The organism is Kitasatospora sp. NPDC003701 (assembly GCF_053587085.1).
The window spans coordinates 1-19690 of the sequence record NZ_JBSFNM010000084.1 but is presented as its reverse complement, the minus strand read 5'-3'; the positions used below and the strand labels follow the sequence as shown (position 1 = coordinate 19690).

Genomic DNA, 19690 nt, shown 5'->3' with positions numbered 1-19690 from the left:
CATGGAGCTGACGCGGGCGCAGTCCGGCATCTGGTTCGCGCAGCGCCTGGACCCGCGCAACCCCGCCTACAACCTCGCCGAGTGCGTGCGCATCGACGGGCCGGTGGACGCGGGCGTCCTCGAACGGGCCCTTCGCCAGGTCGTCGCGGAGACCGACGCGCTGCGGATCCGGATCGTCGGCACCGACGACGCCCCGCTCCAGGTCGTCCGGGACACCGTCGACTGGTCGCTCGCCGTCATCGGGGTCGACGACGACGCCGCGGCCGACCGCTGGATGCACGCCGAGCACACCCGCGCGATCGACCCCCGCACCGACCCGCTGTTCCGCTTCGCCCTGATCAGGACCGCCGACGACCGCCACGTCTGGTACCAGCGCTATCACCACCTGCTCGTCGACGGACTGAGCATCGTCCTGATCGAGCGCCGCGTCGCCGAGCTGTACTCCGCCTTCCTGCGCGGCGCGGCACCCGCGCCGGCGGCGTTCGGACCGCTGTCGCGGCTCGTCGAGCTGGAGACGGAGTACCGGAGCTCCCCCCGCCACGCCCGTGACCGTGCCTACTGGACGGAGCGCTACGCCGATCTGCCGGCCGCGCCCGAACTGCCCGCCGCGCCCGGCCTGCCCGCCGCGGCCGGTCTCGCGGGGCGGCCGACCGCGATGCCGCACGAGCTGGTGCGGCGCACCGTCCGGCTGGGCCCCGCGCAGAGCGGGCGGCTGCGCGGACTGGCCCGCGAGGCGGGGGTCGGGTGGCCGGCCGCCGTGGTCGCGGCCACCGCGGCCTACCTGCACTGCGCGGCCGGCAGCGAGGACGTGGTGCTCGGCCTGCCGGTCGCGGCCCGGCCGGGCCGCGACGGCCGCCGGATCCCCGGCATGGTCTCGAACGTCGTGCCGCTGCGCCTGGCGGTGGACCCCGCGCAGCGCGTCGCCGACCTCGTCGCGGCGGGCGCCGGGGAGCTGCACGCCTCGCTGCGGCACCAGCGGTACCCCTTCGAGGAGCTCGCCAAGGACCTCGGTCTGCCGGGCACCGACCACCGCCTGCTCGGCCCGCGGCTCAACATCGTGATGCTCGACCACGTCCTGGACTTCGCCGGGAGCCGGGCCACCGTGGCCAACCTGGCCGGCGGGCCGGTCGAGGACCTGTCCGTCGTCGTCGACGGCCGCGCCGGGGACGGCGCCCTCGACATCGAGTTCGGCGGCCACCCCGGCCGCTACGACGAACGGGCCCTCGCCGCGCACCAGGACCGGTTCCTGGCCGTGCTGGAGGCCTTCGCCGCCGACCCCGGCCGGCGCGTCGGCCGGGTCGACGCCGTCACCGGAGCCGAGCGCGAGCGGCTGCTCGTCACCTGGAACGCGACGACGTCCGCCGCCCCCGCGACCACGACGGCGGCGCTCTTCGAGGCCCAGGCCGCGCGCACCCCGTACCGCACCGCCGTCACCCACGGCGGGACGTCGCTGACCTACGCCGAACTCAACGCGCGCGCCAACCGCCTGGCCCGGCGGCTGGTCGCCGAGGGCGCGGCGCCCGAACGGTTCGTCGCGGTGACCGTGTCCCGGTCGGCCGAGATGGTCGTCGCGCTGCTCGCCGTCCTGAAGTCCGGCGCCGCCTACCTGCCGATCGATCCCCACCACCCGCGCGAGCGCCGGGACTTCATGCTCGCGGACGGCGGACCGGTGCTCGTGCTCGACGACGCGGTCGCGTCCGGGAACCTCTCGGGCCTGTCCGGGGCGAACCTCACCGACGCCGAGCGCCGGGCCCCGCTGCTGCCCGGCCACGCCGCCTACGTGATCCACACCTCGGGCTCGACCGGCACGCCCAAGGGGGTGGTGGTCTCCCAGGCCAACGCGGTCAACCTGCTCCGCTGGGCCCACGAGGCCTTCACCGAGCGGCAGTTCGCCCGGGTGCTGGCGGCGACCTCGCTCAGCTTCGACGTCTCGGTCTTCGAGCTGTTCGCCCCGCTGACCTGCGGCGGCAGCGTCGACGTCGTGCGCGATCTGCTGGCGCTCGCCGAACTGCCGGCGGGCGGCTGGTCGGGCAGCCTGATCAGCGGGGTGCCGTCGGCGTTCGCCGAACTGCTGGCCCGCGGCGAGGTCAAGGCCTCGGCCGACGTCGTGGTGCTGGCCGGCGAGGGGCTGTCCGCGCGCGCCGTCGAGGAGATCTCCGCCGCCGTGGACGGCGCCGAGATCGCCAACATCTACGGACCGACCGAGGCGACGGTCTACTCGGCGTTCTGGTTCTCCGACGGCGAGCGCCCCCCGGTGCCCCCCATCGGGCGCCCCGTCTCCAACGCCCGCGCCTACGTGCTCGACGCCGCCCTGCGTCCCGTCCCGGTCGGCGCGACCGGCGAGCTCCACATCGCCGGGGCCGGGGTGGCGCGCGGCTACCTCGGGCGCCCCGGGCTGAGCGCCGAGCGCTTCGTCGCCGACCCGTACGGACCTCCGGGGTCGCGGATGTACCGCACCGGCGACTCCGCCAGGTGGACCGAGGACGGCCGGCTGGTCTGCCTCGGGCGCACCGACGACCAGGTGAAGGTCCGCGGGTTCCGCATCGAACTCGGCGAGATCGAGGCGGTGCTGGCCGCGCACGAGGACGTCGCCCGGGTGGCGGTCGTCGCGCGGGAGGACCGGCCCGGGGTCAAGCAGTTGGTCGGCTACGTCGTCGGCGCCGCCGGAGCGCGGCCGGACGCGGCGCGGCTGCGCGAGTACGCCGCCGACCGCCTGCCCGGGTACATGGTCCCGGCCGCCGTCACGGTGCTCGACCGGCTGCCGCTGAACCCGAGCGGCAAGCTGGACCGCCGGGCCCTGCCCGCGCCCGACCACGCCGTCGCGCCGGGAGGCCGCCGGCCGCGCACCGCACTGGAGCGGACGCTGTGCGAGCTGTTTGCGCAGACGCTGGGCGTACCGGAGTTCGGCATCGACGACAGCTTCTTCGACGTCGGCGGGGACAGCATCGTCGCGATCCAGCTGGCCGGCCGGGCCCGCGCGGCGGGGCTGGTCCTCACCCCGCGCGACGTGTTCGAGGCCAGGACGGTCGCCCGTCTGGCCCCGCGCGTCGCCGCCGACGGCGCCGGCCGCGTCGTCGAGGACCGGGACGCCGGAACCGGTGAGGTCGAGCCCCTGCCGGTGGTGCACTGGCTCGCCGAACAGCGGGACGACATCGGCGGGTTCTGCCAGAGCGTGGCGGTCACCACCCCGGCCGGGCTGACCTTCGAAGCGCTCACCCGGGCCTTCGGCGTCCTGCTCGACCACCACGACTCGCTGCGCCTGCGGACGGGAGCGCGCGGCGGTGGCGGGTGGACCCTGACCGTCGCGCCGCGCGGAAGCGTCGATCCCGCGGGCGTGCTCACCCGGTTCGAGGTCCGCGCCGGCGACCCGGACGCGGTCGCCGGCGCCCGGACGGCCGCGCTGCGTGCCTCGTTGGCACCGGAGCACGGCCGGGTGGTGGCGGCGGCCTGGCTCGACGCGGGCCCCGGCCGGCCGGGGCGGCTCCTGATGGCCGTGCACCACCTGGCGGTCGACGGCGTCTCCTGGCGGATCCTGCTGGACGACCTGGCCGCGGCGGTCGACGGTGCGCCGCTCCAGCCGATCGGCACCTCGCTGCGGACCTGGTCGGCGATGCTGCGCGACGAGGCCCGGTCGCCCGGTCGCGCGGCCGAACTGCCGTACTGGCTGGACGTGCTCTCCGGTCAGCGGGCCCCCGAACCGGCCGGCGAGCCCGAGTCGGTCACCGTCACGGTCGAGGCCGAGCTGGTGGCCGGCGTGCAGGCGGCGTTCCACGCCGATCCGGACGACGTCCTGCTGACCGCGCTCGGCATGACCTTCGACACCCCGACCCTGGTGACCCTGGAGAGCCACGGCCGGCACCCGGGCGACGCGTCGGTGGACCTGTCCCGCACCACCGGCTGGTTCACCGCCATGCATCCGGTCCTGCTCGACGGCGGCCCGCTGAAGCGCGTGAAGGAGCAGCTGCGCGCCGTCCCCGGCGACGGGCTCGGCTACGGACTCCTGCGTCATCTGAACCCCGGGACGGCCGGGTCGTTCGCCGGGTACCCGCAGCCGCGGGTCGCCTTCAACTACCTCGGCCGGATCGCCGGCGACACCGACCGGCCGTGGTCCGTGACCGCCCTGGGCGCCGGTGACCCGCCCGGCGGGCACGCCCTGGAGATCAACGCCGTCACGGTGGACGGCCCCGGGGGCGCGGTCCTGTCGGCGACCTGGACCGGGCCCGACGCCGCCGCCCTCGCCGGGCGCTGGGTCCGGGCGCTGACGGCGCTGGCCGGCGAGGCCGGCGGGCACACACCGTCGGACTTCGGGCTCGTCGCCGTCGGGCAGGCCGAGATCGAGGAACTGGAGCGGCGGTACCCGCGGTTGGAGGACGTGCTGCCGCTGACGCCGCTGCAGGCGGGGCTGCTGTTCCACGCGATGTTCGACGAGCAGGACGTCTACACCGTCCAGTTCGCCTTCGAGCTCCTGGGCGAACTCGACGAGGCCCGGCTGCGCGGTGCCGTCCGGCGGCTCGTCGACCGGCATCCCAACCTGCGCTCGGCGTTCGTCCACCGCGACGGCGGCGAGCCGGTCCAGGTGGTGCTGCCGACCGCCCCGGTCGAGTTCAGCACGACCGCCGACCCGTCCCTGATCGACTCCGAGCGCACCCGCCGCTTCGATCCGGCGGCCCCCGCGCTGCTGCGCGTCCTGCTCGTGCGCGAGGCGGCGGACCGCCACCGCCTCGTCCTGACCAATCATCACATCCTGCTGGACGGCTGGTCGATGCCGCTGCTCGCGCGGGAGCTGTTCGCCCTCTACACCGGCGCCGAGCTCCCCGACGCCGCCCCCTACCGCGACCACCTCGCCCGGCTGGCGCGCCAGGACCGCGCCGAGGCCGGCGCCGCCTGGCGGGCGGCCCTGGACGGCCTCGACGAACCCACGATCCTCGCCCCGGGCCGCGCGGGAGTCGCCGTCCCGGACCGCCTCACGATGGAGCTGGACGGCGAGGCGGTCCGGCGCTGCGCGCGGGAGCACGGCATCACCCTCAACACGCTCGTCCAGGGCCTCTGGTCCCTGCTCCTGTCCCGGACCACCGGCCGCGACGACGTGGTCTTCGGAACGACGGTGTCCGGACGCCCGGCCGAACTGCCCGGGGTCGAGGGCATGATCGGCCTGTTCATCAACACCCTGCCGGTCCGGGTGCGCCTGGACCCGGCCGAGCGGCTCGGCGCCCTGCTGACCCGGATCCAGCAGGAGCAGACGCGCCTGCTCGCGCACCACCACCTCGGCCTGACCGAGATCCAGCGGGCCGTCGGCCAGGGCGAGTTGTTCGACACGCTCACCGTCGTCGAGACCTACCCGCTGGATCCCGCGGGCCTGCCCGAGGTGGCCGGCCTGCGCGTCGGCGAGATCACCGTCCGGGACGCCACGCACTACCCGCTCTCGCTCGTCACCATCCCCGGCGGTCCGGTGCTGCGGCTGCACCTCGACCACCACCCCGGCCGGGTCCCGGTCGAGGACGCGCGACTGCTGCTCGGGCGGCTGGAGGCGCTCGTGCGCACGCTGCTCAGCGGCGAGGACCCGTGCGTCGGGCGGCTGGAGACGGTGACCGGGGCCGAGCGGGAGGCCGTCCTGACCCGCTGGAACGCCACGGCGGCCCGGCTGCCCCTCGGCACGCTCCCCGGGCTGATCGAGCAGCAGGCCGCCCGGACCCCCGAGGCCGAGGCCGTCGTCCTCGGCCCGGAGTCGCTGTCCTACCGCGAGCTCAACGGGCGCGCCAACCGGCTGGCCCGCCTGCTGGTCTCGCGCGGCGCGGGGCCGGAGACGATCGTCGGCGTGGCGCTCCCGCGCTCCACCGCGCTCGTCGTCGCGCTGCTCGCCGTCCTGAAGTCCGGCGCCGCCTACCTGCCGATCGACCCCGGCTACCCGCGCGAGCGCATCGACCACCTGCTGGCGGACGCCGCCCCGGTGGTCGTCCTGACCACCGCCGGGACCAGCGGCCTCGTCGAGGGCGCCGACCGGATCCGCCTCGACGATCCGGCGCTCCCCGCCCACCTGCGGGCCTACCCGGAGTCGGACGTCACCGACGCCGAGCGCCGGGCCCCGCTGCTGCCGGCGCACCCCGCCTACGTCATCCACACCTCCGGCTCGACCGGCCGGCCCAAGGGCGTCGTCGTCCCGCACGCCGGCATCGTCAACCGCCTCGGCTGGATGCAGGCCGAGTACGGACTCACCGCGGCGGACCGGGTGCTGCAGAAGACGCCGTCCGGGTTCGACGTGTCGGTCTGGGAGTTCTTCTGGCCCCTGATGACCGGCGCGACGCTCGTGGTCGCCGAGCCGGAGGGCCACCGGGACCCGGCGTACCTCGCCGCGCTGATCGACGAGCAGCGCGTCACGACGGTGCACTTCGTGCCGTCGATGCTCCAGGCCTTCCTGCTGGAGCCGGCCGCCGCGACCTGCACCGGGCTGCGCCGCGTCATCTGCTCCGGCGAGGCGCTGCCGGTCGAGACGCGGACCGGTTTCCACGCGGTCCTCGCCGGGGCCGCGCTCCACAACCTGTACGGCCCGACCGAGGCCTCGGTCGACGTGACGCACTGGGAATGCCGGCGCGGCGACACGGGGGAGTCGGTGCCGATCGGGCGGCCGGTCGCCAACACCCGCGTCCTCGTCCTCGACGGCGCCCTGCGGCCGGTGGCACCGGGGGTGACCGGCGAGCTGTACCTCGCCGGCGTCCAGCTCGCGCGCGGCTACCTGAACCGACCGGGCCTCACCGCCGGGCGCTTCGTCGCCGACCCGTACGGACCTCCGGGGTCGCGGCTGTACCGCACCGGCGACCTGGGCCGGTGGACCGACGAGGGCGTCCTGCTCTACGCCGGACGGTGCGACGACCAGGTGAAGATCCGCGGGTTCCGGATCGAGCCCGGCGAGATCGAGAGCGCCGTCACGCGGTTCGCCGGAGTCGGCCGGGCGGCCGTGGTCGCGCGCGATGACCGCCCCGGTGCGAAGAGGCTGGTCGCCTACGTCGTCCCGCGGGCCGGAGCGGCGGTGGACGTCGACGCCCTGCGCGAGCACCTCGCCGCGACCCTGCCCGACCACATGGTGCCCGCGGTGGTCATGACCGTCGAGGAGCTGCCGCTGTCGCCGAGCGGCAAGCTCGACCGCCGGGCCCTGCCCGCACCGGACCACGGGGCCCGGTCGGACGGCCGCGCCGCGGGCACCCCGGTCGAGGCGGCGCTGTGCGCCCTGTACGGCCAGGTGCTGGGGCTGCCGGCGGTCGGCGTCGACGACAGCTTCTTCGCCCTCGGCGGCGACAGCATCAGCTCGATCCAGCTGGTCAGCCGGGCGCGGACGGCCGGCTTCGTCCTGACGCCCCGCGACGTCTTCGAGACCAGGACGGTCGCGCGACTGGCCGAGCGGGTCGGCCGGGCCGGTGCGGCCGTCACGGAGGATCCGGACGCGGGGACGGGTGAGGTCCTCCCGCTGCCGATCATGCGGCGGCTGATGGAGCAGCCCGGGCCGATCGGCGCCTTCCGCCAGGCGGTGACGCTGTCGACGCCCGGCGGGCTGACCGCCGACGTGCTGACGGGCGCGCTCACCGCGCTCGTCGACCACCACGACGCCCTGCGGCTGAGGTACTCCGGCGGGCGGCTCGTGGTGCAGCAGCGGGGAACGGTCGCCGTGGGGCTCACCGACGGTGATCCCGCCGAGCGGCTCTCCCCGGCCGACGGCCGGATGCTCGCGGCGCGGTGGGACGGCGCCCGGCTGGAGCTGGTGATCCACCACCTGGCCGTGGACGGGGTGTCATGGCGGATCCTGATCCCCGACCTCGCCGCAGCGGTCGCAGGCGAGGAGCTCGCGCCGGTCGGGACGTCGCTGCGGACCTGGGCGTCCCTGCTGGCCGCCGAGGACCGCAGCGGCGAACTCGCCCACTGGCGGGCCACCCTGGCCGGCCCGCGCACGGCCGTCGCCGGACGGGCCGTCGACGGGCGCGACACGGTGGCGACGCTCGACTCCCTGACCGTGCACGTGCCGGCGGCGGTCACCGAGGCCGTTCTGACGACGCTGCCCGAGGCGTACCACGCGAGCGTGGACGACGTGCTGCTCACCGCGCTGGCGCTGGCGGTCGGCGGGGAGACGCTCGTCGACCTGGAGGGCCACGGCCGGGAGGAACTCGGCACGCCGACCGACCTGTCCCGGACGGTGGGCTGGTTCACGACGCTGTACCCCGTCCGGCTGGTCCCCGGCTCGGAGGAACCGGACACCGCGCTGAAGAACGTCAAGGAACAGCTGCGCGCCGTCCCCGGTCGCGGCCTCGGCTACGGACTCCTGCGCCATCTCGACCCGCGGACCGCCCCGGCGCTGGCCGGACTCCCGCCCGCGCCGATCGGGTTCAACTACCTCGGCCGCGTGTCGGCCGGCCGGAGCTCGCCGGACGGGTGGTCGCTGATCGGCGGCATCGGGGGCGGCGCGGACCAGGAGCTGACCGTGGCACACGCGATCGAGATCAACGCCGTCACCCTCGACGGCCCGGACGGCCCGACCCTCTCGGCGACCTGGGCCTGGCCGGGCGGCCTGCTGACCGGCGCGGAGGTCGGGCGCATCGCCACGGCCTGGACCACCGCACTGACCGACCTCGCCGGATGCTCCGGCGGCGGCTACACACCGTCCGACCTCGACCTGGTCGCCATCACCCAGGACGAGATCGACGAGCTGGCCGACGAGCTCGACGCCGAGTGGGGAGACCTCCGATGACCGAGACCGGGACCAGGAAGCCGCGCTTCGAGGACGTCCTGCCGCTGACTCCCGTGCAGTCCGGCATGCTCTTCCACGCGCTGTTCGACGACGGCGCGGACGACGTCTACACCGTCCAGTTCGTGCTGCGACTGGAGGGCGACCTCGACGTCGGGCGCCTGCGCCGGGCCGCGGCGTCCCTGCTCGACCGCCATCCGAACCTGCGCGCCGGGTTCCGCCGGCGCAAGAACGGCGAGTCGGTGCAGGTGGTCGCGACCGGCGTCGAGCTGCCCTTCGAGGTCGTCGACCTCACCGGGCACGCCACGCCGGACGCCGAGTCGCGGCGCCTGCTGGCCGAGGACCGCGCCCGGCGCTTCGACACCGGACGTCCGCCGCTGCTGCGCGCGCTGCTGCTCAGGCTCGGGCCGCTGCTGCACCGCCTGGTGCTGACCAACCACCACATCCTGCTCGACGGCTGGTCGATGCCGCTGGTCGCCCAGGAGCTCTTCGCCCACTACGCGGCCGGCGGGCGCCACACCGCGCTGCCTCCGGCCACGCCGTTCCGCGACTACCTGGCCTGGCTGGGCCGCCAGGACCGGCCCGCCGCACTGGACGCCTGGCGCGCGGCCCTCGACGGCGTGGACGGGCCCACCCTGCTGGCCCCGGCGGACCGGGCACGACCGGCCGCGGTGCCCGAGCGCCTCACCCTCGACCTCGACGACGCGACCGGCGCCGCCGTCCGGCGCTGCGTCCGGGAGCGCGGCCTGACCCTCAACACCCTGGTCCAGGGGGCCTGGGCCCTGACGGTGTCGCTCATGACCGGCCGCGACGACGTCGTGTTCGGCACCACCGTGTCCGGGCGCCCGCCGGAGGTGGCGGGGGTCGAGACGATGGTCGGCCTGTTCATCAACACGCTGCCGGTGCGGGTCCGCCTGGACCCGGCGGAGCCGGTCGGCCGCCTCCTGGAGCGGATCCAGGAGGAGCAGTCCCGGCTGCTGGCCCACCAGCACATCGGCCTGGCCGACCTCCAGCGGCTCACCGGGCACGGCGAACTCTTCGACACGCTCACCGTCGTCGAGACCTTCCTGGACGTCTCCGGCGACCCCGTCGCCGGGCTGGGCGTCGCCCTGGAGGAGGCGAACAACGCGACGCACTACCCGGTCACCCTGGTGGTGCTGCCGGGCGAGCGGATCCGGGTGCTGCTCGACCACCGCGCCGACCTCGTCGGGCGTGCGCGGGCCGAGCGGCTGGCCGGGCGGTTCGAGACCCTGCTGCGCGCCCTGGTCGCCGACCCGGACGTGCCGGTGGGCCGGCTCGACGCGATGCCCGCGGACGAGCGCGAACAACTCCTGCACGGCTGGAACGACACCTCCGCCGACGTACCGGCCACGACCATGCACGGCCTGCTCGAAACGCGGGCCGCCGCCACCCCCGACGCGATCGCCCTGACCGGCCACCCGGACACCTTCAGCTACGCCGGGCTCAACGCCGCCGCCAACCGGCTGGCCCGGCTGCTCGTCGCCCGCGGGGCCGGACCGGAGACGATCGTCGCCCTCGCCCTGCCGCGCTCGACCGATCTGATCGTGGCGCTGCTCGCCGTCCTGAAGTCGGGCGCCGCCTACCTGCCGGTCGACCCGGCCCACCCGCGGGAGCGCATCGACCTCGTCCTCGCGGACGCCGCGCCGGTCCTCGTGGTCACCGCTGCCGAGACCGCCGAACTGGCGCCGGCCGACCGGCGGCTGGTCCTCGGACCGGCCCTCGCCGCCGAGCTGGCCGCCGCCCCGGACACCGACCTCACCGACGCCGACCGCCGTGCGCCGCTGCTGGCGGCGCACCCCGCCTACGTCATCCACACCTCCGGTTCGACCGGGCGTCCCAAGGGCGTCGTGGTCACCCACGCCGGGATCCCCGGCTTCGCGGCGGCCGAGCTGGACCGCTTCGACGTCACCGCGGACAGCAGGGTCCTGCAGTTCGCCTCGGCCGGCTTCGACGCCTCCGTCCTGGAGGTCTGCATGACCTTCGCCGCCGGGGCGTGCCTGTGCGTCCCGGCGCCGGGGACACTGGCGGGGCAGGCGCTGGCCGACGTCCTGGCCGAGCTGCGGATCACCCACGCCCTGATCTCCCCGGCGGCCCTGGCCGGCATCACGGGCGACGACCTGCCGGACTTCCGCTCGCTGATCGTCGGCGGCGAGGCGTGCGGCGCCGACCTGGTGGCGCGCTGGGCCGGCGGGCGCCGCATGGTCAACGCCTACGGGCCGACCGAGGCCACCGTGATGGCCACCACCAGCGATCCGATCGTCGGCGGCGGCGCCCCGCCGATCGGGCGGCCGATCGTGAACACCCGCGTCCACGTCCTCGACGCGGGCCTGCGCCCCGTCCCGGTCGGCGTCGTCGGCGAGCTGTACATCGCCGGCGCGGGCCTGGCGCGCGGCTACCTCCACCGGCCCGGCCTGACCGCGGACCGGTTCGTCGCCGATCCGTTCGGCGCGGCCGGGAGCCGCCCGGGGCCGGGCGGCGGGCCGGGCGGGCGGATGTACCGGACCGGCGACCTGGCGCGCTGGACCGAGGACGGCAACCTGGTCTACTGCGGGCGCTCCGACGACCAGGTGAAGATCCGCGGGTTCCGGATCGAACCCGGCGAGATCGAGACGGCGCTCACCTCGCACCCCGACGTCGCCCAGGCGGTCGTCACCGTCCGCGAGGACCGCCCCGGGGTACGGCGGCTGGCCGCCCACCTGGTGGCCGCCGACGGGGCGACCCCGGACAGGGCCGCCGTACGCGACCACGTCGCCGCCCGGCTGCCGGAGTACATGGTGCCCTGGGCGATCGAGGTCCTGGACCGGCTCCCGCTGACCCCGGGCGGGAAGATCGACCGACGCGCGCTGCCGGCACCCGCACCGGCCACCGCCGGGCCCGCGGGCCGGGCGCCGTCGAGCCCCGTCGAGGCGGCGCTGTGCGAGCTGTTCGCGCAGGTGCTCGGGCTCTCCCCCGGCCCACGGCCGGGAGGTGCCCCCGTGGTCGGCGTCGACGACAACTTCTTCGAACTCGGCGGCGACAGCATCATCTCGATCCAGCTGGTCAGCCGGGCCCGGGCGGCCGGGTTGCGGTTCACCCCGCGCGACGTGTTCGAGGCCGGGACGGTCGCCCGGCTGAGCGCCCGGGTGGCGGTGCGCGCGGAGCCGGTCACCGAGGAGCGGGGCGCCGGGACCGGCGAGGTCGCCCTGCTGCCGGTGGTGCACTGGCTGGCCGGGCAGCCGGGCCCGGTCGACGGGTTCTGCCAGAGCGCCACCGTCCGCACACCGCCCGGGCTCACCGCCGCCGTCCTGGCCGACGCGCTGGCCACCGTGGTGGACCACCACGACGCACTGCGGCTGCGGCTGACCCGGCCGTCGGACGCGCCCTGGGCGCTGAGCGTGGCGGCCCGGGGCGGCGTGGACGTCGGCGCCGTCCTGGAGCGGGTGGACGCCTCGGCGGCCGACGAGGACCGGCTGGACCGGCTGGTCGCGGACCGCGCCGAGTCCACCCGGAAGCGCCTGGCGCCCGAAGCCGGCGTCATGCTCGCGGCGACCTGGCTCGACGCCGGCCCCGGGCGGGCCGGCCGGCTGCTGATCGCCGCGCACCACCTCGCCGTGGACGGGGTGTCGTGGCGGATCCTGCTGCCCGACCTGGCCGCGGCGGTCGCCGGTACGGCGCTGGAGCCGGTCGGGACGTCGCTGCGCACCTGGGCCGGGCTCCTGGCCGAGGAGGCCGGCCGGCGCGCCGGCGAACTCCCGTACTGGCTCCGGACGCTGACCGGGACCGGCATCCGGCTCGGCGGCCGCGAGCTCGACCCGCTGCGCGACACGGTCGCCGCGGTGAACTCGCTGGAGCTCTCGATCCCCGGCGCGGACCTCCTCACCACGGTCCCGGCGGCCTTCCACGCCACCGTCGACGACGTCCTGCTGACCGCCCTCGCCCTGGCCGTCGGCGGCGAGCTGCTGGTCGACCTCGAAGGCCACGGCCGCGAGGAGATCGGCGTCCCGACCGACCTGGCGCGCACCGTCGGATGGTTCACCCAGATCCACCCGGTGCGGCTGGTCCCGGGCACCGGCGGTCCGGCCGCCGCGCTGAAACGGATCAAGGAACAGCTCCGGGCGGCCCCCGGCCGCGGCCTCGGCTACGGCCTGCTCCGCCACCTCAACCCGGAGACCGCCCCTGCGCTGGCCGGCCTGCCGGGCGCCCGGGTCGGCTTCAACTACCTCGGGCGGCTGTCGGTCGGCCGGAGCTCCGGCGAGCCGTGGTCCCTGGTCGGCGGCCTCGGCGGCGGCGCCGACGCCGAGCTGCCGGTGCCGCACGTCCTGTCCGTCAACGCCTACGTGCTCGACGGACCGGACGGCCCGACGCTGCGCGCCACCTGGTCCTGGCCCGGGGACATCCTCGGCGAGGGCGAGGTCCGCGACCTCGCCGAGGCGTGGAGCAGGTCACTGGCCGAGCTGGCCGACGCCGCGCCGGAGGGCGGCCGGACGCCGTCGGACGTGCCGCTGGTGCACGTCACCCAGCAGGACATCGAGGACCTCGAAGCCCTCGAACCGGGCCTCCAGGACATCCTGCCGCTGGCGCCGCTCCAGTCCGGCCTGCTGTTCCACGCCCTGTTCGACGAGGACGCGCCGGACGTCTACACCGTCCAGATCGTCTTCGACTTCGCCGACCCGGTCGACGCCGACCGGCTGCGCCGCGCCGGCGACGCCCTGCTGCGCCGCCACGCCAACCTGCGCACCGCCTTCCGGCGCACGCCGAGCGGCGAGTCGGTGCAGTGCGTGCTGCCGCCGGAGCGGGTGGCCTTCCCGGTACGGGAGGCCGACCCCGACGAGTACGACCGGCTGCTGGCGCAGGACCGGGCCGACCGCTTCGACCTGGCGGCGCCGCCGCTGGTCCGCGCGCTGGTGCTCGGCACCAGGATCGTCCTGACCAACCATCACATCCTGCTCGACGGCTGGTCGATGCCGATCCTCGCGCAGGAGCTGTTCGCCCTCTACGAGAGCGACGGCGACGACGGCGCACTGCCGCCGGTCACCCCCTACGCGGACTACCTGGCCTGGCTCGCCCGGCAGGACCGGGCGGCCGCGCACGCCGCGTGGCGCGCCGCGCTCGACGGCTTCGACGAGCCCACCCTGGTCGCCGCGGCGGACGCGACCCGCGCGGCGGCGGTGCCCGAGCGTCTCGTCCTGACGCTGACCCCCGAGCGCACGGCCGCCGTCCTCGCCCGCGCCCGGGCCCACGGCATCACGCTCAACACGCTCGTCCAGGGCCTCTGGTCGCTGCTGCTCTCGCTGACCACCGGCCGCGACGACGTGGTCTTCGGCGCCACGGTGTCCGGGCGCCCGCCGGAGATCGGCGGCATCGAGGGCATGATCGGCCTGTTCATCAACACCCTGCCGGTGCGCGTGCGGCTCGACCCCGCCGAGCACCTGGGCGAGCTGCTGACCCGCGTGCAGCGCGAGCAGTCCGAGCTGATGGCGCACCACCACCTCGGCCTGACCGAGATCCGGCGCAGCACCGGGCACGGCGAGCTGTTCGACACGCTCACCGTCGTGGAGACCTACCCGCTGGACCAGGAGAACCTGCCGTGGACGGCGCGGCTGCGCACCACCGGCATCTCCGCGATCGACGCCACGCACTACCCGCTGACGCTCACGGTCGTGCCCGGCGCCTCCCTGCGGATCCACCTCGACCACGACCCGGCGGGCATCGGCGCGGCATCGGCCGGGGCCCTCCTCGCCCGTCTGGACGCGCTGCTCGACCTGTTCACCGCCGGCGGTGACCCGGCCGTCGGAGCCGTCGACCTGCGGACCGCCCGGGAGCGGCGGCAACTGCTCGGGCCGTGGCCGCCGCACCACCTGCCGCCGGGCCCGCTGACCGTCACCGAGCGCTTCGCGCAGATCGCCGCCGATCCGGCCACGGCCGACCGGCCCGCGGTGGGCATCGACGGCGGACGGACCCTCACCTTCCGCGAACTCGACCGCGCCGCCGACCGGTTGGCCCGTCGGCTGGTCGCGCTGGGAGTGCGCCCCGAGAGCCGGGTCGCGGTGCTCCTGGAACGCTCGGTCGAGCTGGTCGTCGCCGTGCTGGCCGTGCTGAAGGCCGGCGGCACCTACCTGCCGCTGGAGGCCCGCTACCCGCAGGACCGGCTCCGGCTGATGGCCGACGAGACGGAGTCGGTGGTCGTCCTCACCGATGCCGCACTGCTCGAACTCGCCGAGCGCCTCGGCCGGCGGACCCTCGTCGTCGACCTCGACGATCCGCAGGACGCGGCCGGTGTCGCGCTGCCCGCCGTGCACCCCGAGCAGCAGGCGTGCGTGATGTACACCTCGGGCTCGACCGGGGTGCCCAAGGGGGTCGGGCTCACGCACCGCAACATCGCGGAGTTCGCCGCCGACGGCTGCTGGCGGACCGGCAGCCAGGAGCGCGTGCTGTTCCACTCGCCGCACGCCTGGGACGCCTCGGTGCTGGAGTGGTGGCCGCCCCTGCTCAACGCCGGCGAGATCGTCGTCGCGCCCCCCGGCGAACCCGACGTCGCGCTCCTGGCCCGCCGGCTGGCCGAGCACCGCATCACCGGGCTGTGGATCACCTCGGGGCTGTTCCGACTGCTCGCGGAGGAGCAGCCGCAGTGCTTCGCGGGGCTGCGCGAAGTCCGTACCGGTGGTGACGTGGTGCCGGCCGAGGCGGTGCGCCGCGTGCTGGAGGCCTGCCCGGACACGGTCGTCACCAACGGCTACGGCCCGACCGAGACCACGGTCTTCGCGACGCACCACCCGATGCGGTCCGGGGACGGCGTCCCGGACACCGTGCCGATCGGCGGGCCGCTCGACGGCATGCGCGTCTACCTGCTCGACAGTGCGCTGCGCCCCGTGCCGGAGGGCGTCCCGGGGGACGTCCACATCGCCGGCAGCGGCCTGGCCCGCGGGTACTTCGCGCGGCCGGGGACGACCTCGGAGCGCTTCGTCGCCGACCCGTTCGGCGCGGCGGGGGCCAGGATGTACCGGACCGGCGACATCGCGCGGCGCGGTCCGGACGGCGAACTCGTCTTCGTCGGACGCGCCGACGACCAGGTCAAGGTCCGCGGGTTCCGGATCGAACCCGGGGAGATCGAGGCCGTGCTGGACCGGCACCCGCGGGTGGCCCGGTCGGCGGTCGTCGTGCGCGAGGACCGGCCGGGGGACAAGCGGCTGGTCGCGTACCTCGTCGCCGCGGAGGTCGACGCCGCGCGGCTGCGCGCGTACCTCGCCGGCGCCGTCGCGGACCACATGGTCCCGTCGGCCTTCGTGGTCCTGGACGCGCTGCCGCTGACCGCGCACGGCAAGCTGGACCGCCGCGCGCTGCCCGCGCCCGACTACACGGGCGGCACGGCCTTCCGGGCGCCGCGCACGGCCGACGAGGCCACCCTGGGCGACCTGTTCGCCGAGGTGCTCGGCGTTCCGCGGGTCGGCATCGACGACGACTTCTTCGCCCTCGGCGGCCATTCGCTGCTGGCGACCCGGCTGATCAGCAGGATCCGGGCGGTGTGCGGCGCCGAGCTGCCGATCAGGGCGCTGTTCGAGGCACCGACCGTCGCCGGGCTCGCCGCCCGCCTCGGCTCGGCCGGCCCGGCCCGCCCGGCGCTGCGTCCGGCCGTGCGCCCCGACCCGCTGCCGCTCTCCTACGCGCAGCGCCGCCTGTGGTTCATCGACCGCCTGGAGGCCAGCACCGCCTACAACGTCCCGATCGCGCTGCGGCTGCGCGGCGGCCTCGACGTGCCCGCGCTCGCCGCGGCCCTGTCGGACGTCGTCGAGCGCCACGAGAGCCTGCGCACCGTCTTCCGGGAGACCGACGGTGTCCCGGCCCAGCTCGTGCTGCCCCCGGCGCCGGTCGCCGTCCCCGTGCTCACCGAGGCCGCCGAGGTCGCCGAGGCCGTGTCCCGGCACATCGACCTCGCGCACGACCTGCCGATCCGGCCGTATCTGCTGCGGGAGGGTCCCGAGGACCACGTCCTGCTCCTGGTGCTGCACCACATCGCCACCGACGGCTGGTCGATGGCCCCGCTGGCCCGCGACCTGGCCGCCGCCTACCGCAGCCGGCTCGACGGCCACGCCCCCGACCGGCCGCCGCTGCCGGTCCAGTACGCCGACTACGCCCTGTGGCAGCGCGAACTCCTCGGCGACGAAGCCGATCCGCAGAGCCTGATCACCCGTCAGCTGGCCTACTGGCGGGAGGCCCTGGCCGGTGCGCCCGAGCAGCTGCGGCTGCCCTTCGACCGGCCGCGCCCGCCCGTCGCCGACCGGGCCGGCGGAGCCGTCCCGGTCGCGATCTCCGCCGAACTGCACCGCCGCCTCACCGACTTCGCCCGCAGCTGCGGAGCGAGCGTCTTCATGGTCGTCCAGGCGGCGCTGGCCGCGACGCTCACCCGCCTCGGCGCCGGCACCGACATCCCGCTCGGCAGTCCGATCGCCGGGCGCACCGACGAGGCCCTCGACGACCTCGTCGGGTTCTTCGTCAACACCCTGGTCCTGCGGACGGACACCTCGGGGGACCCGAGCCTGCGCGCGCTCGTCGAACGCGTCCGGCGGACCGACCTCGCCGCCTACGCCCACCAGGACGTGCCGTTCGAACGCGTGGTGGAGGCGGTCAACCCGGCGCGGTCCACGGCCCGGCACCCGCTGTTCCAGGTCGAGCTGGCGTTCCAGAACGCCGCGCGGGCCGAGCTGGAGCTGCCCGGTGCGACCGCCTCGATCGAGCCGGTCGAAGCCGGCACCTGCAAGTTCGACCTCGCCTTCGACCTGTCCGAACGGCACACCGCCGGCGGGCCGGCCGGCATCGACGGGACGGTCCGCTTCCGCCGCGACCTGTTCGACCCCGAGACCGTCGAGGACCTGCGGACGCGCCTCGTCCGGTTCCTCGACGGCGCGCTGGCCGAACCCGAGCGGGCGATCAGCCGGATCGGGATCCTCTCACCGGCCGAGACCGACCGGATCGTCCGCGGGTGGAGCACCGCCCCGCGCGCCGGCCGGCCGGGCGGGACCGTCCCCGGGCTGCTCCAGGCGCAGGCCGCGCGCACCCCGGACGCGATCGCGGTCGTGGCGCCGGACGCGGTCCTCACCTACCGCGAACTCCACCGCCGCGCCAACCACCTGGCCAGGACGCTGATCGCGCGCGGCATCGGCCCGGAGGACGTGGTCGCGCTGACGATGCCGAGGTCGGCGGAGCTGGTGACCGCGCTGCTCGCGGTGCTGAAGACCGGCGCGGCCTACCTGCCGATCGACCCGGCCCTGCCGCGGCGGCGCATCGACCTCATGCTCGACGACGCGCGGCCCGCCGTCGTGCTCACCGAGGCCGGGGCCGTCGCCGACGGCGCCTGCGCCGACCCGACGGACGCCGACCGGATCCGCCCGCTGCGGCCGGACAACCCCGCCTACGTCATCTACACCTCCGGGTCCACCGGCAGGCCGAAGGGCGTCGTCGTCGAACACCGCAGCGTCGTCGACTACCTGCGGTGGACGACCGCCGAGTACGGCAGCGCGCGCGGCGCCACCCTGCTGCACACCCCGGTCTCCTTCGACCTCACCGTGACCGCGCTCTACACCGCGCTGGCCTCGGGCGGCCGTGTCCTGGTCGGCGGGCTGGCGGAGGAGGAGCACGCGGCCCTGCCCGCCGGGCACCGCGGGCCGGTGTCCTTCCTCAAGTGCACGCCGAGCCACCTGCCGCTGCTCGACGCGCTGCCGGACGACTTCTCGCCGAGCGGCGAACTCCTGGTCGGTGGCGAGGCGCTGACCGCCGAGGCCCTGGCGCCGTGGCGCGCTCGCCACCCCGGTGCGACGGTCCTGAACACCTACGGCCCGACCGAGGCGACCGTCAACTGCGCCGAGTACCGCATCGAGCCCGGCACGGTCCTGGCACCGGGACCGGTGCCGATCGGCCGCCCCCAGGCCAACGCGCGGCTGTACGTCCTCGACGACGCGCTGAACCCGGTGCCGCCGGGCGTCACCGGTGAGCTGTACCTGGCCGGCGACGGTCTGGCCCGGGGCTACCTCGGCCGCGCCGCGCCGACCTCGGAGCGCTTCGTCGCGGACCTCTTCGGACCGGCCGGTTCGAGGATGTACCGCAGCGGCGACCTGGCCCGGTGGACCCGCGACGGGCAACTCGTCTACCAGGGCCGGGTCGACGACCAGGTCAAGCTGCGCGGCTTCCGCATCGAGCTCGGGGAGGTCGAGGCCGCGATCGCCGACCACCCCGGCGTCGGGTCGGCCTGCGCCGTCGTGCGGGAGGACCGTCCCGGTGACCGCAGGCTCGTCGCCTACGCCGTCGGCCCGGGCGTCGACCCCGCCGAGCTGCGCCGCCACGCCGCGGACCGGCTCCCCGCCCACATGCTCCCCGCGGCGATCGTCGTCCTGGACGCCCTGCCGCTGACCGCCAACGGCAAGCTCGACCGCAGGGCCCTGCCCGCACCGGACTTCGGCGCCGACCCGGCGGGCCGCGCACCGCGCACCCCGCAGGAGGAGATCCTCTGCGGCCTGTTCGCCGACGTGCTCGGGCTGGCGGCGGTCGGACCGGAGGACGACTTCTTCGCCCTCGGCGGGCACTCCTTGCTGGCCACGACCGTCGTCAACCGGGTCCGCGGCGTCTTCGGCACCGAACTGCCGCTGCGCGCCCTGTTCGAGACACCGACCGTCGCCGGGCTCGCCCGGGCCCTGGCGTCGGCCGGCGCGGCGCGGGCGGCCGTGCGGCGGATGCCGCGCCCCGCGCGCCTGCCGCTGTCGTTCGCGCAGCGCCGCCTGTGGTTCCTCAACCGGTTCGGTGACACCGCCTCGGCCTACAACCTCCCGATGGCCACCCGGATGCGCGGGCCCCTCGACGTGACGGCCCTGGGGCAGGCGCTGCACGACCTCGTCCGGCGCCACGAGAGCCTGCGCACCGTCTTCCCGGAGGCCGACGGCGAGGCGTACCAGCTCGTCCTGGACGCCGCCGCGG

Annotated in this window: 2 protein-coding genes; both read left to right on the top strand. The window is 76.0% G+C overall.

Annotation, left to right across the window (positions count from 1 at the left end):
* Position 1: 1 nt before the first annotated feature.
* The gene (locus ACWDRR_RS40640) at positions 2–8731 is read left to right on the top strand and encodes an amino acid adenylation domain-containing protein (protein ID WP_449777340.1); all 8730 of its coding nucleotides are present in this window, start codon (positions 2–4) and stop codon (positions 8729–8731) included.
* On the top strand, positions 8728–19690 hold a 10963-nt coding region (locus ACWDRR_RS40635; protein ID WP_449777339.1), incomplete at its 3' end, for an amino acid adenylation domain-containing protein. The genes ACWDRR_RS40640 and ACWDRR_RS40635, both read left to right, overlap by 4 nt.